Here is a 17,763-nt window from a genome sequence, read left to right as displayed (position 1 = left end):
AACGCTCGGCTGGGAAACCCCAGCCGAGCGCCTGCATAAACTCATCGCGGCCTGATCAAACCGACCACGTGTTGCAACGACCCCTAGAAACCGCCCCGGCGGACCAGGGGGACCAGCCGGACCAGGGGGTCTGACCTGCGGCGATCCGCGCCCGCGAGCCCCTTGCCAGGCCCGGTGGGACACTGGTGCCTGTCCCTGCCCGCACCCTCGACCGGGGGGCCCGCATGTCCCACCCGAAGCCGCTCCACGCCCTCGCCGCCGCCGCCCTCGCCGCGGCGGTCGCCTTGGGCCCGGCCCACCTCGCCGCGGCCGCGACGCCCGGCCAGTCCGCCCAGGGCCTGCCCACCTCCGACCAACTCACCGCGGCCCTGCTCACCGTCGACGACGTCGGCCCAGGCTTCACCCAGGTCCCCAGCACGGCCAGCCCCAGCCCCAGCGCCGGCCCCAGTACGATGCCCTCCCCGGCCAACGGCTGCGACGCCCTCAGCGACCTGATCAACATGCACACCGGCATTCCCGGCCCCGAGACCCCGCACGCCGAGGCCGAACTGGACGGCCCGGGCGGCAACCCGATGGTGACCGAGTCCCTCACCGCCGAGGACGCGGGAAAGCTCACCACCGACCTCGACGCCGCCACCGCGGCCCTCAAGAGCTGCCACACCATCACCTTCAACGCCGGCACCAACGACTCGGTGACGTTCACCGTCACCCCGGTCACCCTCGGCGACCGCCAGGACGCGCCCGCCGTCCGCCTCGACGGCACCCTGGCCGGCGTCCAACTGAACGCCTTCGTCGGCGTCGAGCGCTTCGGCACCGTCGGCATGGCCTTCGGCTTCTTCCAGCGCGGCGGCGACTCCCCCCAACTGGCCTCCTTCCAGTACCGCGCCGCCGTCGCCAAGGTCCAGCGCGCCCTCGGCACCACCGCCGGCAGCACCACCCCGCCCACCGCCACGGCCCCCGTCACCCAGGGCGCCTCGGTCTGAGCCGGGCAACGCGACGGCCCCCGTCGGGCAGGCAGCCCGACGGGGGCCGCGGCGTGCGGGGGCGCCGGTGCTGAGCGGATCGGCGCGCTGTTCGCCGACTACACGTCGGACGAGATCGCGGTGATCGCCGACTGGTTCACCCGGGCCAAGGGGGTGCTGGGGGAGTCGCTGGACGAGATCCGGGCCGAAACGCCGTAGCGGCCGGCCCCGGGGAGGGGCCGGCCGCCAGTCGCGGGTTCACGGCAAGTAGGTCACCTCGGGGAAGGCCGCGGACGGGCCGTCGAGGAGGCGGCTGGCGCGGTGCCGCAGGTGCAGGTCGAAGAAGGCCACCGGGTACGCCTGCTGGATCTTCACCGCGCGGGCCGGGTCGAGGGTGCCGATCATGCCCCGGACCTGCTCGTCGGTCAGGCCGAGGAGCTTCGCGGCCTGCGGGATCAGCACCTGGTTGTCGCCGTACGAGACGTGCACGGCGCCCTGGGCCTGGACGTCGAGGCGCCAGCCGCGCAGGTGCGGCCAGAACTCGGCGACGTCCGGCTGGCCGGCCCGGGTGAACGCGGCGGTCATCATCATGAACGGCCGGTCCAGGTCGGTGGTGATGGTCGGCTGCATCGGGCCGTCCAGGCTCAGCCCGGCGCGGACGCGCCGGTCGGTGAGCATGGTGTAGGCGGTGGCCGTACCGCCCTTCGACCAGCCGAACATGCCGATCCGGTCCGGGTCGAGGGCGTGCAGCAGCCCGGCGGGCAGCGGCCTGCCGTCGACGTCGGGGTTGCGCCCGGCGGCGAGGGCGTCGACCTGGTCGAGGAGGAAGCGGATGTCCGCGGCGAAGTCCTTCGGCCCCATCGGGACGCTCCGGTCCGGGGTGAGGACCAGGCCGTCGGGGAACTCGGTGATCGCGTCGCGGGTGTGGTCGACGGTGACCACCACGTAGCCGTGGCTGGCGAGTTCCTGGACCATCACGGTGTGGTCGGCGCGGTGGCTGTGCGCGCCGTGCGAGTAGACGACGACGGGCAGGCGGCGGCCCGCGCGGTGGACCGGGGCGCCCACGCGGCCGGAGGTGAGCGGGGCGAGGGCGGGGTCGATGGCGAAGCCCGTGTCCGCGAGGAACGCCCGCAGTGCGCCGTCGGCCATCCAGGGCGCGAGCGGGTGCTCACCGGCCTCGCGAGCGGGGTACCAGACGCTCGCCATCAGCTCGCGGAACCGGCCCGGGCCGGCCAGCGGGTCCGGGCGGGAGGCGTCGAGCAGGTGCAGCGGGACGGTGCCCACGGGGTGCGGCCCGGTGGGCTCGGGCAGGGTGAGGCGCGCCGGGCCGCCGGTGGCGGTGGTGGCGGCGGGCGTGGTGGTCCCGGGGGTGGTGGTCCCGGGGGTGGTGGCCCCGTCCGCCGCCCACGCGGGGCGGGCGAGGGCGAGCGGTGCGGCGGCCCCGGTGGCCCCGGCGGCCAGTGCGGCCCCCAGCAGGCGGCGGCGCGTCATGGCGTGTCGGCTCGTGAACGGCGTGGTGGTCATGGGCCCTCCCTGGGTGTGCTGGACAGAACCGGGCCGAGGCGCGCGGTCTTCGCAGGTGCGGCCGTCGTTCGACACCGGACCTCCGGGGAAGCGCCCCTGACGGACCGTCCGATGGATCTCCGTGCACCTGAGCGGAAGGCTGTCATCGCGGCGCACCCGGCCACATCCGACCACCGGATGACAGTGCGGCCGGGCGCATTGGCCTGGGGGTTTACATCCGTGGGCTGATGCGGCGGCGCGCCGGGGCGGGGCGGCGCATAGCGTTCACGTGCAATCCAATGCAACGGTCGGCGCGACTGACGTTGCGTTAAATCTGCAACTGTTGCAACGATAATGAGGCATTGACCTGCGATGATGATGATTGTACGCAACATGACTGTTGCCAGGAATCTTGAAGGCAACGTAGCGTTTCCGTTGTCAGAAACAACGAGCCGCAGGAGAGCATCATGCAGAAGTTCGCCACCCCCGCCCCGGTCTCCACCGTCCTCGACATCCCCGCCGGGCGTATCCGGTTCATCGCCGCCGACCGGGCCGACACCACGGTCGAGGTCCTGCCCGCCGACGCCTCGAAGAGCCGCGACGTGAAGGCGGCGGAGCGGACCACCGTCGAATACGCCGACGGTGTCCTGCGGATCGAGGCGGCGGCGGCCGAGAACCGGATCCTCGGCCAGTCCGGCACCGTCGAGGTGACCGTCCAACTGCCCGCCGGCTCCCGCATCCAGGCGAAGACGGCCAGCGCCGAACTCCGGGGCGTCGGACGCCTCGGCGACGTCACCTTCGAAGGCGCGCAGGCCTCGGTCAAGCTCGACGAGACCGCCGGCGCCCACCTCGCCGTCCTCGCGGGCGACATCTCCGTCGGCCGCCTCAACGGCCCCGCCGAGATCACCACCGCCAAGGGCGACATCCACATCACCGAAGCCGTGCACGGCACGATCACGCTGCGCACCGAGGCCGGCGACGTCTCCGTCGGCGCCGCCCGCGGAGTCTCCGCCTCCCTGGACGCCGGCACCACCTACGGCCGGATCCACAACGCGCTCAAGAACGCCGACGGCGCCGCCGCCGGCCTGAGCATCCACGCGACCACCGCCTACGGCGACATCACCGCCCGCAGTCTCTGACGCGGCACCGCTCACCCACCCCTGAACTGCGCCGCGCGCATCCCACCGCGAGACGAGGAACGACCATGACCAGCACCCTCCACACCGTCGAGAACGACACCGCCCAGGACCGCCCGGAACTGCAGCAGGCCACCCAGGAGTTCGTCGACGCCGGCTTCGCCGGGATACAGCTGCGCGTGCACGACGAGCGCGGGGAGTGGGTCGGCAGCGCCGGGGTGCGCAAGCTGGGCGAGGCCGCGAAGCCGTCGGTGGACGGGAAGTTCTGGGTCGGCAGCACCACCAAGACCTTCGTCGCGACCCTGGTGCTGCACCTGGTGGCCGACGGCGCCATCGGGCTGGACACCCCGGTGGCCGACCACCTGCCGCAGTTCGGGCTGGACCGGCGGATCACCGTGCGGATGCTGCTCCAGCACACCAGCGGATTGGCCAGCTACACCGGCGACCTCGAACCCGACGGGACGTTCGCACCGGGGATCCCCGCGATGGGCAAGGAGTGGGTGGACAACCGGTTCCACAGCTACCGGCCCGGGGAACTCGTGCAGTTCGCCCTCTCCAGGCCGGCACGGTTCGAACCGGGCGCCGACCAGAGTTACTCCAACACCAACTACACGCTGGCCGTGCTCCTGATCGAGCAGGCCACCGGCCGCCCGTACGCCGAGGAGATGCGGCGGCGGATCCTGCGGCCGCTCGGACTGCGGGACACCGTGGTGCCGGGCGACTCGCCGGAGCTCCCCCGGCCGCACGCCCACGGCTACTACCGCTACCAGGACGGCGACCAGTGGAAGGTGGCCGACGTCGCCCGCCAGAACCTCTCCCTCCTGGTCGGCGCCGGCGACCTGATCTCGACCACCCGGGATCTCCACACGTTCTTCGCCGCACTCCTGGGCGGCACGCTCCTGCCCGCCCCGCTGCTGGACGAGATGCGCACGCCGCACGGGATGCTCGGCTACGGCCTGGGCCTGTTCGTCCAGGACCTCGGCCCGGACGGCGGCACCATCGTCCACCACAACGGCGGCGCCCCCGGCGGCTACGGGGCACTGATGATCGGAACCCCCGACGGCAGCAAGACCCTGACCGCCGGACTGACCACCGGCGACTCCGCGTCCGACCCGGCGCAGGAGTTCCCGAAGGCGCTGGACCGGCTCATCAAGGCGGTGTTCGGCGGCGGCGGCGTACGGGCCGAGGGCTGACGGGACTGCGTTTCGGCACGTGGAGTGGGAAGTCGGCGGGGCCGACTTCCCACTCCGTTCGTCTTGAGGGGTGGTGCCCCGGCGCGCGGTGGTGGTGAGGCAGGGGTGAAGCGCGAAGCCGCGCTCCGGAACGCGGGCTGCGCAGTCGCGTCGGCGGCGTGCTCCGCGATGGTGAAGCAGTTTGGCTCACTGTGAGACAAGTTCTTTCTCCAGATGGGCAGTTGCCTTTCGCCCGAGTGCTGGAAGATCGTGGCGCCCTGGGCGTGGCGGCTCGATCACTGAGGGGGATTTCGGCCGGCGCGGGAAAAATCGCGGCGCCCTGGACGTGCGCTGACCATGGATTCGATGGACACCGAGAGTGCTGGTTCGGATGCGGAGGGTTGACCCGTCGGTCGACCTGGATCAATGGGTCGAAAGGGTGGGTGGCGTCGAGCGCACGGTCTTCGATGACGGCGAGACGGTGGAGAACTCCGACGGGGTCGCGGAGTTCTATGCGGCGGTGGGGAAGCTGATCAAGCATTTCCGGGAGCGGGCCGGGCTGACGCAGCGCGAGCTGGCCGAGCGGCTCGGGTACAGCGAGGACCAGTTGGGGGCGGTCGAGCGCGGCAAGCGGACACCGAGAGTCGAGATCCTGACGAAGGCGGACGAAGTCCTCAATGCGGGTGGCGCGTTGCTGGTCGTCGCGGACGACGTGATGAAGGCGAAGATCCGGATCAGCGAGCGGCACCCGGCTTCCTCAAGGGCCTTCACGTCTGAGGAGGGCAGGGCAGTCGAGATCCACGAGTACAGCACGATGGTCATCCCGGGGCTTCTCCAGACTGAGGCCTACATCAAGAGCAGCTACAGCACGAACGAGGAAGCTCAGTGCGTCGAGGTCGCCGAGACGCCCGGCATCGTCCACGTGCGTGACTCCAAGGACAAGAGCGGCCCGCAGCTGGTGTTCGAGCCGGCTGCGTGGCAGGCGTTCGTGGCGTTCGCCGCGACCGCCGAGGTCTGATTCAGCCTTCTCCTGACGGCCCGTCGCTTCCACGCGGCGGGCCGTCGGCGTTCCGTCGGCGGTCCGCCGGGAGATGACGGCCAATCGGCGGACGGGCGGGCGGAGTGCGGGTGTCGTCGGGCCGGTGCCGGGTGGGGGCTGCTACCAACGGTCCCATGTCCCATCACCTCAGTGGCCCCAACCTGCGCTCCCCCCGGGGCGACGCGCGGCTCGACCTGACCGACGTGTTCGCCTTCCCGGCCGCCGATGCGCCCGGCCGGACCGTCCTGATCATGAACGCGAACCCCTACGCCCCGACCCAGGCGGCCGAGTTCCACCCCGACGCCGTCTACCGCATCAACATCGACAACGACGGCGACCACCGCGCCGACGTCGCCTACTCCTTCACCTTCTCCGCCCCCACCCACACCGGCGCCCAGACCGTCACCGTCCACCGCGCGACCGGCGCCGCCGCGCAGAAGCACGAGCCCACCGGGGACGTCCTGTTCTCCGAAGCCCCGGTCGCCTTCGGGGACGCGCCCGATGTCATCGAGGCGAACGGCCGCAAGCTCTCCGTCGGCCTGCGCAGCGACCCCTTCTTCGCCGACCTCGAAGGGATCGTCAACAACTTCACCTGGACCGGCAAGGACGCGATGGCCGACGCCAACGTCTTCGGCATCGCCCTCGAAGTCCCCGACACCGACCTCGGCCCCGACCCGACGATCGGCGTCTGGGCCCGGGTCAGCCTCCGCCAGGACGGCCGGCTCGTCTCCGTCGACCGTGGCGCGCACCCCTCCCTCACCGCCTACTTCAACAAGGAGGAGGTGAAGGACGCGTACAACGCGGGCGAGCCGGCCGACGACTGGGAAACCTACCGCGAGGCCTGGACGGCCGTCCTCCAGCACACCGGGGACTACACCACTGCGGCCGCCACCGAGACCCTCAAGCTCGTCCTCCCGGACATCCTCCGCTACGACCGCTCCCGCCCCGCCGCCTACCCCAACGGCCGCACCCTCGTCGACGACGTGACCTCGGCCCGCCTCACCATGGTCTCCGGCGGCAAGATCACCAGCGACCACATCCCCCCGCACACCGACGTCCTCCCCGTCTTCCCCCACCTCGGCCACCCGCACCCCGTCAAGTAGCGAGTCAAGTGGCCGGACGACAAAGCGGCGGTCAAGAATCCTTGACCGCCGCTTCGCACTTCCCGCTCTGATCATGTGCCAGGCTGTGCGCCCCCACCCGCGTATGAGGAGGTTCGGTGAACCACGCGCGCCCCCTGATCGAGGACTTCCCCGCCCACCCGGACGGCGACCCGGCCGGCGCCCTCGCCCGCGCCGTCCGCGAGCGCCGCACCGCCCTCGGCCTCTCCACCGCGGACCTCGCCAAGCGCGCCGACCTCACCGACGCCCAGATCCGCGCCATCGAGGCGGGCCACGTCGCCCCCACCCTCCCCCTCCTCACCGCCCTCTCCCGGGCGCTGGAGGTTGCGCCGAAGCCGTGAGCGCGGCGGCCCGCGCCCGGAGCAGCCCGCAGTACTTCACGCTGTCCGCGCCGAAGGAGACCCCGTGGACCGGGGAGCGGAGCGTCAGGACCAGGCCCGGAACCCCGGCGAGGCGATCGGCATGAGGTCGTCGACCCTGGTGAAGAACGCCGCCGACGAGGCCGCGATCAGTGCGCACACGAGCCCGATCGGGAAGTACGCGAGAGCCCAGGGACTGCGCCTCTTCTGCATGTCCCACCCCAGTTGCGTTGTGCGTAGGGGCGCCATCCGAACTTCGGATGGCGCCCCTACGGGTTCGTTCAGTAGATCAATGGTTGGTCGAGCCGCAGGGGGACGCGCCCCCTGCGGCCGATGTGCTTCGAGAGGAAGTGGGAAAGCCGAGGACTTCCGGGGACGGGGCCCCTCAGTCTCCAGCGACGTAGACGAAGGTGCCGGGCGCCTCACTGCATTTGCTCAGCAGTGTGTCCAGGCGCACCAACTGCGGATTCTCCCTCCAATCGGGAATCGTTCGCACCTCTGCGCGTGCGGTCGCACACTGTCGGGAGTCCAGCAGTGTGTCGCCGTAGAGGTCGATGCGGAACAGTGTCGGGAAACCCTCGCGGGGGAGGTTGGCAATGGCGTCCATGAGCACGTCATCCTCATCCCCGAACGATTCGGTGACCGTCCTCTGCGAGAGTCCCCAGCTTGTCAGATCGGGGAGTTCGGAATTCCAGAAGACATCCAGCCCCATGTAGTGACCTCCAACTCGTGTCAAACCGGGTAGGCAGTGACGACCTTGCCATGGCGCACCACCACCTTGATGCTGGTCTTCCGTATGCCGTTCTTGTTGTGGCCGACCGTCCTGTTGCCGAAGTCGTAGACGTGGAAGTGGCCGGGCGTGCCATTGGTGTTCGGCTGAGCCGGGGCCTTCTTGATGGCCGTCTTGATCATTCGCTTGATCGTTCGCGGATTGCTCGTGGCGAACTTCGACTTCCAGGGGTTGGCCAACCGGAGCACGTGGCGCGGGAAGATGTGGCCCATGTACGTCAGGTGGGAAAGGCTGGCGCCTGAGCAGTTGTGCACCACGACGTCGTTGCTCGCGTCGCGCACCGAGTAGGTGTGCCGGTTGCCGACGTTGAGGTTGACGACCAGTTGCCCGTCCAGGTCACCGAGGTCGTCGACCGCAGTGACCACCGGCGTGGTGCCGTCGGGTGAGCGCAGCCGGTCTCCCGGTCGGACCTCCAGGGCCTTCACCCAGCCGCGGCCCTCCACCCAGATCGGGTGGCCGTCAGTGGCCTGTAGCGGGGCGGCCGAGGCGTCCGCGTCGGTGCTGATCTCGACGATGTGTCGAGTGCCGTAGCCGGTGATGACGTCCAGCACCGGCTCGGCGGAGGTGGTTCCGGTCTCCGGATCCGTTGCCGCCACATGGTCACCCACCCGCACGTCACCGATCGGCAGGTAGGTGCCGTCGGCCATGAGTACGGGAGTGTCGGGCGTGAAGGAGTTCCCGATCGGGCAGGCAACGGCCTCCGTGCGCCGGAAGACCGTTCTGGCGGCCGAGGCGATCTTGCCCGCCTTGGCCGCGACCCTGGTCGTCGTGGCGGCTGCCGCGACGGCCTTGACCACCGGGCCGGCGCCGACGGTGGCGGCGACCGCGGTGATGGCCATCTCCGCGGCCTTCCCCCAGTTGCCGGTCGCGGCGTAGGAGACCGCCGAGACGGTGGCGGCGACGGCGCCGATGGGGCCGGGGATGTAGGACGCGACTTCAGCGACCTTGGCGACGACCTCCACTGTCTTCTTCAGCCACTTGGGCATGCCCCAGTTGCCGTCGAGGTCGGTGCAGTTGACCGGATCGCCGGTGCAGTAGTCGTACGGACTGGCGTTGCCGCCGGGGACGGGGTCGATCTGGAGGAAGCGGCCCAGGGCCGGGCTGTAGAGGCGGGCACCCATGAGGATGTCGCCGTCCAGCGCCTCCGCGGAGCGCTCCTTGCCGCCGAGCCAGCCGTAGCGGACGTTGGCCTGGCCGTCCTGGGGGATGCCGAACTCGTCGAAGTCCAGCACGACCGGCTTGGTCAGCGCGGTGTCCGTGGTGACGACCACCGACCCGAACAGGTTGGTCAGTTGGAGCTGGATGTCACCGGTCCTGCTGGTGGTGGCGGCCAGACCGGCGTCCGGACCCGTGACGTTACGGGTCAGGTTGCCCTGGGTGGTGTCTTCGACCGTCCAGCGGACCTGGTCGGAGTCGTCGCCGTAGTGGTTGAGCTTCGACGTGGCGTTGGCCCAGGTGCCGTCGGCCTGCTTCTTGCTGGTGGTGAACGCGGTGAGGCGGTGGGCGGCGTCGACGGCCCACTCCTGCTTGGTGTCCCCCTTCTCCTGGACGGCGACCTTGTCGTTCGCCCAGTAGGTGTTGGTCGCGCCGGTGGCCGTCTTCACGGTGCGCCCGAACGCGTCGTAGACGAAGCCCGCGTCGGTGAGCCGGTCGGCGCTGTCGTAGGTGTGGTTCTCCGCCGTGGCCCCGGCCGTGCTGCACTCGCCGGCCGCCCCGCGCGGGGAGGTCTGCTTGGACAGGCGGTTGGAGTGGGCGTCGAAGGCGTACTGCCGGGTGACGCAGCCGGTGGCGGCCGTGGTCTGCTCGGCCTTCACCAGCCGGCCGAGCCGGTCGTACTGGTAGGAACGGGTGGCGGTGGAGCTGGTGTCCTTGGCGACCTGGCCCTGGGTGGACATGTCGGTGGTCTGGGCCCAGACCACCGTGTTGTCCGAGGTGCGAGTGTAGGTGCGGCCGGTGGCCTCACCGACGGCGTTGAAGGTGTCCTTGCGGACGATGCCGCCGGGGTAGGTCTGCTCGACCAGCTGGCCGTCCGGACCGTACTTGGCGGTGAACTCGCCTGCCACGCTGTCGGTCACGGAGGTGACCAGCCCGCGGGGCTCCTTCACCCGGTCGTAGGCGTAGCCGGTGGACCCGGTCGGGTCGCTCACCTTCACCGGCTTGCCGAACCGGTCGAACTCCGTGGTGGTGGTGCCGCCGTCGGCGTCCGTGTAGGAGATCAGTCGGCCCAGTTGGTCCATGACCCGGGTCAGGGACTTGCCGTCGGAGGTGGTCTTCACCGCGTCGCCGGTGGCCGGGTCGTACTCGACGGTGACCTTCGGCAGCGGCTTGCCCTCGTCCGAGGTGATCTCGGTCGAGAGGATCCGGTCCAGCTCGTTGTAGACGGTGACGGTCTTGCGGGACTTGCCCGCGTTGGTCTCGGTGACCTCCTCCGGCTCGTTGAACGCCGAGTACCGCGTGACCCGCTTCACCGGCAGGGTGGTGGGCATCCGCGAGGCGTCGGCCCCGGTGACGGCCCCGCCCGGCAGTGTGACGCAGGGCAGGCCCGCCCACTCGGGACGGTTGGCGCACGCGGCGTCGTCCGCATTGGTCCCGGCGGTGTAGAACACCGACTTGACCGTTCCGGCGTCGGTGCCGTTGGAGCCCGGCTTGCGGGATTCCAGCGCCCGCCCGGAGGCGTCGAACTTGACGTAGGCGGTCAGCTTGGCGCCGAGGGCGTCGGTGGTGACCGAGGTCGCCTTCTTCAGCGTCCAGCCGGGGGTGCCGCCGATCGGAGTGTCGAAACCGTGCTTGGTGACGCGCAGCTCCACGTCGTCGGCGTAGCCGTCGATGCGGGCGCCGTCGGTGGAGGTGGTGACCAGGTGGTAGGCCTGGCCGTCGGGCTTCCCTTCGTCGTAGGTGTTGGTGTTGTGGTCGCGGGCGACGACCGAAGTCCCGGCGGCCAGAGTCGGGTTGACGGTCGCCTTGGTGAGGGTGACAGTGTCGATGCCGGTGTGGAACCGCTCGCCGCTGCTGGCCGCGTTGGTGTCGACCACGGTGAGCTTCAGCTCGTGGTCACCGCGCGTCAGCTTCACGGGTGCGCCGGTGGTGTACGGGGCCACCACGGCGCTGGCGCTGTAGGTGTCGAGCCGCTGGCCGACGTCCTTGCCGTCGATCGCCCACTGGATGACGCCGTGGTCGCTGTTCTTCGTCAGCTGGCCGGAGAGGACGTACTCGCCCTCCTCGGGAACGGTGACGCGCATGGCGTCGAACGCTCCCGCCGCCGTGCCGCGGATGCCCAGCTGGGCACCGCCGGACCAGGTGACGCCGCAGCAGTCGTTGTCGATCTGGACCGTGGCGTTGGTCCCCAGCTGCGGCAGCTTCTCGGCCTCGGCCGTGACGACGGCCGGGTTGGTCTGCCCGTTGACCTGTTCGGCGAGCGAGGCTCGGTAGACCGGGCCGAGGATCTCCGTCACGTCCAGGCCGTCGGCCGTGTAGACGGTGCGGGAGTCCAGCAGCCGGGCGCGCGAGACGGAGTCGGCCGTCGTCAGGTTCAGCTCGGCAGCGAGCTTGTCCGCGTTCGGGTGGACGCCGAGCGCGATGGAGCGGTTGGTGGCCGACAGGCCGCGCACGGCGTGGCCGTAGCGGTCGTACTCGGTGGTGCTGATGTCACCGCCCGGTGTAGTGGACGGTGCCGCGGTGTTGACCTCGTTGCCGGAGGCGTTGAGGTAGTGGACGGTGGCCGGCTTGTAGCCGTCCGGACCGGGCTTCGCTGCCGAGGCGGTGTTGGCGCCAGGGTCGTCCTCGGGGCCGAACACGGCGGTGGCGTCGGTCGGCGCATCGGTCTGCGCCCACTTGGCGACGTCCGCGCCCGCCAGGTCGTTCGGACCGCCGGCGCCGCGGGTCAGCGGCACCTCGTAGACGACCGACGTCGCGTTCTCGCCGGTGACCTGGTCCTTGCTGCCCGGCGCGAGCGTGCCGCGACGGACCTTCAGCAGGCGGCCAGGATCCTGGTCGGCCGCTGCCTTGCCGTAGTCGAAGTTCCACGGCAGCTCACCGGCGGCGCCGATCCGGGTGACCCGGCCGGCGTCGTCGTAGCTGTACGCGGTCTTCAGCGGGGTGGCCAGGCGCGGGTCCCAGACCTGGGCGAGGCGGCCGCGGTCGTCGTACGCGTAGTGCGCGACCTCGACGGCCTCCTGCTTGGAGGTGGCCGGGTTCCACGTCCAGACCTTCACGCCCCGGACGCGGTCCAGATAGTCACCCGGGGTCGCGGCCGTGGCGGTGGTCGCCTTGGCGTAGTCGTACTCCATCACCTCGCAGCCGCGCGGCAGCGGGTCGACGGTGCAGCCGTTGACGTCGTCGACGCCCGGCTCGACGGCCGGGATGATGCGCTTGACGAGCGAGCGGCCGTCGGTGGTGTCGTACTGGTAGCGGGTGGTCGAGGCCGCGTCGGGCCCCGTCTCGCTCACCACCTGGTAGATGTTCGAACCGGCCTGGCGGGCGAAGACGGTCTTGGAACCGTCGAGCTCGCCGAGCTCGTAGGCGGTGCCGGAGGTCTGGAGGTCCCAGACCTGGTTGGGCCCGGTCCAGCAGACCCAGATCGAGGCGCCCTTGTCGGCGTCGAGGCACTGGCCCGACTGGCGGTTCATGACCGTGCCGTTGGTGCGCACCTCCCACTGCTGGTTGGCGCCGCCGTTGCAGTCCCAGAGCGTGAGCGCGGTGGCGTTGGCGGTCTGGCCCCAGGGGTTGTCCAGGCAGTAGCCGAGCAGGCGCAGGGTCAGGTCGTCCCCACGGGTCCACTGCTGGTTCGACCCGCCCGTGCAGGCGGCGGGCCGCAGTCCGGCGCCGTTGCCGGCGGCCCCGTTCGGGACCTCCAGGCACTGGCCGGTGGCCGACAGGACGATCGCGCCGGACTTGGCCGGCACGGCCTTGAGCGACATCGACTCGGCGCCCGGTTCGGGGAAGAACGTTCCGTCCGTGCCCTTGGCGAAGGTCAGCGAGTTGTCGTCGTTGCTCTTGATCTCGACCAGGTCGGACTGCGGGAAGGACAGCGCCCGGTAGTCCGAGCCGGTGCCCGCGTCCGGGCCGCCGGCCCACTGCGGGCCGAACGGGGCGACGATCTCCTTCAGCGACAGGTCGTCGAAGAAGACCTCCTTGCCGCTGCCGGCGGTGTTGCCGTTGTAGAGGCGGAACCAGGCCTCGGTGGCGTCCTTGGGCACCGTCAGGTCCAGCGTCAGCTGTTGCCAGCCGTCGGTGAACGACGCCTTCGGAGAGGCGGTCTCGCCGTAGCCGGCCGGGGTGCGGTAGACGCCGACCATCCGCAGGCCGCGGTTGGCCAGCGGGTTGTCCAGGCCGGTCGCGCCGGGGACGTAGATCCAACCGGTGAGCCGGTAGGTCCTGCCGGGCTGCATGCCCTGGCCGAGCGTGTACTCGGGGCCGAGCGCGGCGAAGGAGTCCCACCCGGAGCTGGCCGGGACGACCAGGAGCGAGTCGGGCGAGTTGTCGTGGCCGCGGACCGTGGAGCGGGACAGCGCCGCCTGCCCGGCGGTGAAGCCGGTGAGGTCGGTGCCGATCTGCCGCTGGTTGAGCGTCAGACGCTCGCCCTGGGGCTGCCAGCCGCGGCCGAGGTCACGCGAGGAGGCGGTGCGCTTGACCGACAGGCCGCGTTCGTCGGCGTCGGTGATGTCGGTCGAGTAGTCACCGGTGAGCAGGTTGACCGAGCCGGGGCCGATGCCGGCGCCGGCCGCGCCGTCGGCGTTGCGGTCGACCGTGATGGTGTTCCAGACGGTGGCGTAGCCGTTGCCGGAGCCGTCCTCGGGGAAGAGGAGAGCGCGGACCTGGACGACGCCGCCGACCTGGCCGAGCGTGTCGAGGACGCTCCAGTTGGCGTGCGGGCCGAGGTCCGCGAGACGCGGCTTGTCCTCGGTGACCGCGGTGTTGTCCGCCTTGGTCAGGTTGGTGCGCGGGACGTTGTACTCCGCGGCGCCTGGGCCCCGGCGGTACTGGTAGACGACGCGCTGGAACTGCGCCTGGGCGTCGACCGCGAGCTTGACGCGCTTCGCGGACTGGGTGCCGTTGACCGGCGAGCTCATGCCCGCCTGGCCGACCTGGAAGGTGTACGTCGCGGGCGGGGACAGGTTGCCCGCGCGGTCCTTGGACTGCACGCTGAGCACGCGCCGACCCTCGGTGGTCGGCGTGATCGACGTGGTCAGCGCGCCGGTGGCGGCGACCGTCACCGGGGTGCCGCCGTCCAGGGTGTAGACGTAGGCTGCGGTGTCGTCGGTGCCCGGGGCGGGGGAGAAGGTGAACGACCCGGCCTGGTTGGCGGTGCCGTGCCAGAGCCCATCCGCCGGGTAGTCCGCCGAACTCACGAACGGCGTACCGGGCTTGACGGTGTCGGCGATGACGTTGGTGCCGACCCAGCCGGAGCGGGACTTGCCGTCGTCGAGCATGGCCCAGATCGTGTACTGCACGCCCTCGTCGAGCTTGGCGATGCCGTAGTCGGAGGGGCGGACGGTCGCGATCGCGCCGTTCGGGGTGTCCCGGACGATGCTGCCGATGAACGTGCCGCCGCGCCACAGGTCCAGGTAGATCTTCAGCGGGTCGCCGTCGGGGTCGGCCGCCTGCACCTGGAAGCGCGGGTTCGCGTCCGAGGTGTAGCGCGGGTTGCCCTGCTGGGACGGCTGCACCTCCACTGTCGCCGGGGTGGCCGGGACGGTGTTGTAGGTGATCGAGAGGTACGGAGGCCAGTAGCCCTCGGCGGAGCTGAACTTCTTCCAGGACAGGTTGCTCGACTCGTCGGCCGCCTTGAGGGCGAACCCGTATTCGTTGTGACCGAACCCGGCGAAGTACCGGATCATCTCGGTGACGTCGGCCTTGGCCCAGAACGTGCCGTCGGAGGCGTAGCAGTCGTGGGTGTCACCGTCGTTCGCCACGTCGTACGTGTCGTTCGAGGTGGCCCACTTGCGCTCCATCGCGGGCTGGTTGCCCCAGCGGGTCCACCAGGCCGCGCCGGGCGCGTTCCAGACCTCCCACTGCTTCGGGATGCAGGACGAGGAGTGATGGTTGGCGAGGTTGAGCGTGGCGCCCAGGATCTGCTTGCCGTTGAACGACCCGCCCGGGACGGTCAGGAACGACCGGGCCACGACCTTGCCGTCGTAGCTGCCCAGCTTGAGGTCCGTCGACGAGGAGGCGTCGATGTTCTCGTTGGTCTGGACGTAGGTGTCGAAGGTCGTGCCGACGTCCACCACCGGGTCGACGGTGACCGGGAATCGGGTCTTCGGGTCGGCGAGGAAGGCGGCGTCCGGGGTGAACACCAGCTCGGTGTCCGCGCCCTGGCCGCGTACCTCCATCGTCACCGGGCCGCGGTTCAGGTGCTCCTGCGAGGCAGGGTCGACCGCGGCGTCCCACATGACGGGGGTCGGGATCTTGACCGCCGCCTTGCCGGTCGCCTTGTCGAGCAGCTGGATCGAACCGTCCTGCTGCGGCGAGACGGTGAGCCCGGTGGTGTCCAGCGGGAGCGTCACCGTGCCGGTCTGGGCGACGGCGGAGCGGTCCTTGACGATCAGGAACTGCTCGAAGCCGGTCCGGGTGGCTTCGAGGACCAGGTCGACGCCGGGGCGGGCGTTGACGTAGGTGGCCTTGTTGCCCTCCAGCTTGGGCTTGGGCAGCTTGCCCAGCCAGCCGAACTTGACCTGCTGCTCACCGGAGCCGATCCTGACCAGCTCGCGCTCGGCGGGGACCGGGGCCGGGGCGGACTGCGGGTCGGCGGCCGGGGCGGCGGCGCGGGCGCCGCTGCGGGAGGCCCGGCTCGCGTCGGCCGAAGCCGAAGCCGAGGTCGAAGCCGAAGCCGAAGCCGAAGCCGACGCCGACGCCGGGGTCGAAGCCGAAGCCGAAGCCGAAGCGGACGGAGACGATGACGGGGACGCGGAAGCGGGGGCCGTCGGTATCGCACTGGGCGACGTCGCCGGTGCCGTGGTCGGCGCGGTCGTCGGTATCGCGGCGCCCGGCAGGCTGTCGCCCACCGTCACCCCGGCGTCGCCGCCCTCGAAGACCACCCCGCCCGGGTGCGCCTTCGGCGCTACCTTGCCGTCCGGGGTCTGCACCAGCGTGGTGTCGACGGGCACCCAGGCCTCGCCGAGCTTCATCCGGATCGGGCCGGTGGAGCGGTCGGAGGTCAGCGTGCCGTCCGGGTTCGCCCACAGCGTGGTGAACTCCGTCCGGGCGTTGGTGACCTCGATCCGTCGCTTCTGCAGCCGGGCCGAGAGCAGCGCCGAAGCCTCGTCAGGCGCCTCGGTGGCCGGAGCAGTGGGCGGAGTGGCGGGTGAGGGTGCGGCGGTGGCCGGAGCGGCTGTCACCGCGTCCACCACCACGCCGGCCTGCACCAGCAGGCCGAGCGTCAGGAGCGCTGATACGGGGCGCATCCGACGCGTAGAGAAGGCCCCGCCCGCAAAAGCGGACGAGGCCCGAGACCGTCGTTTCATCAAAAACTCTCTCAAGGGATGTGCATTGTTTTGAATGGCCTGATCGAAGCCGAAGCACAATCTCTCACCCCCAGCTGACTCCCAGTGACCAATCAGGATGACGATTGCGTAACAGATCGCTTACGCTGAGAAGCCGTGAGAAATGGAGTCATTTCGATGACATCGCCCCAGGTGAGCGAGGTGTCCGACATGCGAAGAGGGTCCCCAATCGCGTGCGCGAAAGGGCCTGGGACGGTCGTGAAATTAGTAAGTGACGTGCAGTCAATTGCTGTGCGGGCTTTCCACCGCTACCCGCCGATGGCGGGACACCCGGAGGTGCCCCGCCATCGGCGCTGTTCGCAAAGTGGAACCCGAGCACAGGTGCCGTCAGGCGGTGCCGCGGCCCGCCCGGCGGCGGCGCAGCAGCGCTGTGCCGAGCCCGAGGGCGGCGAGCAGGGTGCCGGCCCCGGTGAGCAGGGCGGCGGTCGGGGTGGAGTCGCCGGCCGGCGCCGCGACGGGGGCCGTTCCCCGGTCGAAGCCGCCGAGCAGGTGCGCCTTGGCGTAGTCGGTGCCGGGCAGCTTGTCGGCGTACCGGTCGTGGACCACCTGCTGGTACTGGGCGAGGGTGATGCCCGCGTCGCCCACGGACCGGACCGCGTCCGGGTTGAGCGGCCGTACCTGGCCGTCGACCAGGGCGTACCAGGCCCGGATCTGCGGTTCCTCGAAGGCCACGGCGCCCCGGCCCAGTGCTGCCGCGGCGGCGGCGTGGTCGGTCTCGTCGCTGCCGGAGGCTATGTTGATCTCGGCCCAGGACCCGCTGGCGTGCGGGTCGGGGGCCGTCCACACCGAGGCCTTGCGGCCGTCGGCCGCGTCGGCCTCGGTCGCCATGAACGCGAACTTCGCGACCGGCGCCCCGACGGAGGCCGACGCGACGAAGTCCGGGTTGAGGTAGTACACGGGGACGGTGTCGCCGACCACCCGGGCCGGGGCGGCGGCCTGCGCCTGGCGGGCGTCGGAGGAGCCCTGGCCGGAGCCGTGGGCGAAGAACCCGCCGAGGGTCTGCACGACGGGGGCGGCCTTCGCCGCCGCGGCGGCCGCGGTGACGTCGGCCGCGGACGGGGCGGACGGGGCGCCGGCTGCCGTGGCCGAGGTGGCGGCGAGGGCGGGGGCGGCGGCGAGCAGTCCGCTGCCGGCCAGGGCGATGGCGGCGAGGGCGCGCGGGGCGCGGAAGTGCGTCATCGTG

General features: G+C 71.0%; 10 protein-coding genes. 6 read left to right on the top strand and 4 right to left on the bottom strand.

Annotation, left to right across the window (positions count from 1 at the left end; genetic code table 11):
- Window positions 1–224: 224 nt before the first annotated feature.
- The gene (locus ACIP37_RS11485; RefSeq protein WP_363579639.1) at window positions 225–983 is read left to right on the top strand and encodes a hypothetical protein; all 759 of its coding nucleotides are present in this window, start codon (window positions 225–227) and stop codon (window positions 981–983) included.
- A gap of 237 nt (window positions 984–1,220) precedes the next feature.
- Here the strand turns inward: ACIP37_RS11485 and ACIP37_RS11480 are convergent, their stop codons facing one another.
- A complete protein-coding gene (locus tag ACIP37_RS11480; protein WP_400804605.1) occupies window positions 1,221–2,486 on the bottom strand; it encodes an alpha/beta hydrolase family protein in 1,266 nt (421 codons plus the stop codon).
- Window positions 2,487–2,932: 446 nt separating this feature from the next.
- On the opposite strand from ACIP37_RS11480, the gene ACIP37_RS11475 reads away from it, so the two are divergent.
- From ACIP37_RS11475 to ACIP37_RS11455, 5 genes are all read left to right on the top strand, one after another.
- Entirely contained in the window at window positions 2,933–3,604 is a 672-nt protein-coding gene (locus tag ACIP37_RS11475; RefSeq protein WP_363579637.1) for a DUF4097 family beta strand repeat-containing protein, read from the top strand.
- Between the two features lie 65 nt (window positions 3,605–3,669).
- Window positions 3,670–4,794, top strand: coding sequence for a serine hydrolase domain-containing protein (locus ACIP37_RS11470; RefSeq protein ID WP_400804608.1), 1,125 nt, complete (start codon window positions 3,670–3,672; stop codon window positions 4,792–4,794).
- 358 nt (window positions 4,795–5,152) lie between these two features.
- Window positions 5,153–5,791: a Scr1 family TA system antitoxin-like transcriptional regulator gene (locus ACIP37_RS11465; protein ID WP_400804611.1), complete on the top strand. Its 639-nt coding sequence runs from the start codon at window positions 5,153–5,155 to the stop codon at window positions 5,789–5,791.
- Between the two features lie 155 nt (window positions 5,792–5,946).
- The gene (locus tag ACIP37_RS11460; protein WP_363579634.1) at window positions 5,947–6,915 is read left to right on the top strand and encodes a DUF4331 family protein; all 969 of its coding nucleotides are present in this window, start codon (window positions 5,947–5,949) and stop codon (window positions 6,913–6,915) included.
- Between the two features lie 116 nt (window positions 6,916–7,031).
- Entirely contained in the window at window positions 7,032–7,274 is a 243-nt protein-coding gene (locus ACIP37_RS11455; protein WP_363579633.1) for a helix-turn-helix domain-containing protein, read from the top strand.
- 403 nt (window positions 7,275–7,677) lie between these two features.
- Here the strand turns inward: ACIP37_RS11455 and ACIP37_RS11450 are convergent, their stop codons facing one another.
- The 3 genes from ACIP37_RS11450 to ACIP37_RS11440 form a co-directional block, all read right to left on the bottom strand.
- Window positions 7,678–8,004 (bottom strand): hypothetical protein, encoded by a 327-nt coding sequence (locus tag ACIP37_RS11450; protein ID WP_363579631.1) that lies wholly within the window; start codon window positions 8,002–8,004, stop codon window positions 7,678–7,680.
- 20 nt (window positions 8,005–8,024) lie between these two features.
- Window positions 8,025–16,481: a ricin-type beta-trefoil lectin domain protein gene (locus tag ACIP37_RS11445; RefSeq protein WP_400843691.1), complete on the bottom strand. Its 8,457-nt coding sequence runs from the start codon at window positions 16,479–16,481 to the stop codon at window positions 8,025–8,027.
- 426 nt (window positions 16,482–16,907) lie between these two features.
- Complete coding sequence (locus ACIP37_RS11440; RefSeq protein WP_400804619.1) at window positions 16,908–17,759, bottom strand: hypothetical protein; 852 nt, start codon at window positions 17,757–17,759, stop codon at window positions 16,908–16,910.
- Window positions 17,760–17,763 lie beyond the last annotated feature (4 nt).

The sequence above is a fragment of the Kitasatospora sp. NPDC088861 genome (assembly GCF_044750105.1).
Classification (GTDB): Bacteria; Actinomycetota; Actinomycetes; order Streptomycetales; family Streptomycetaceae; genus Kitasatospora.
This window is presented reverse-complemented; position numbering and strand designations above follow the sequence as displayed.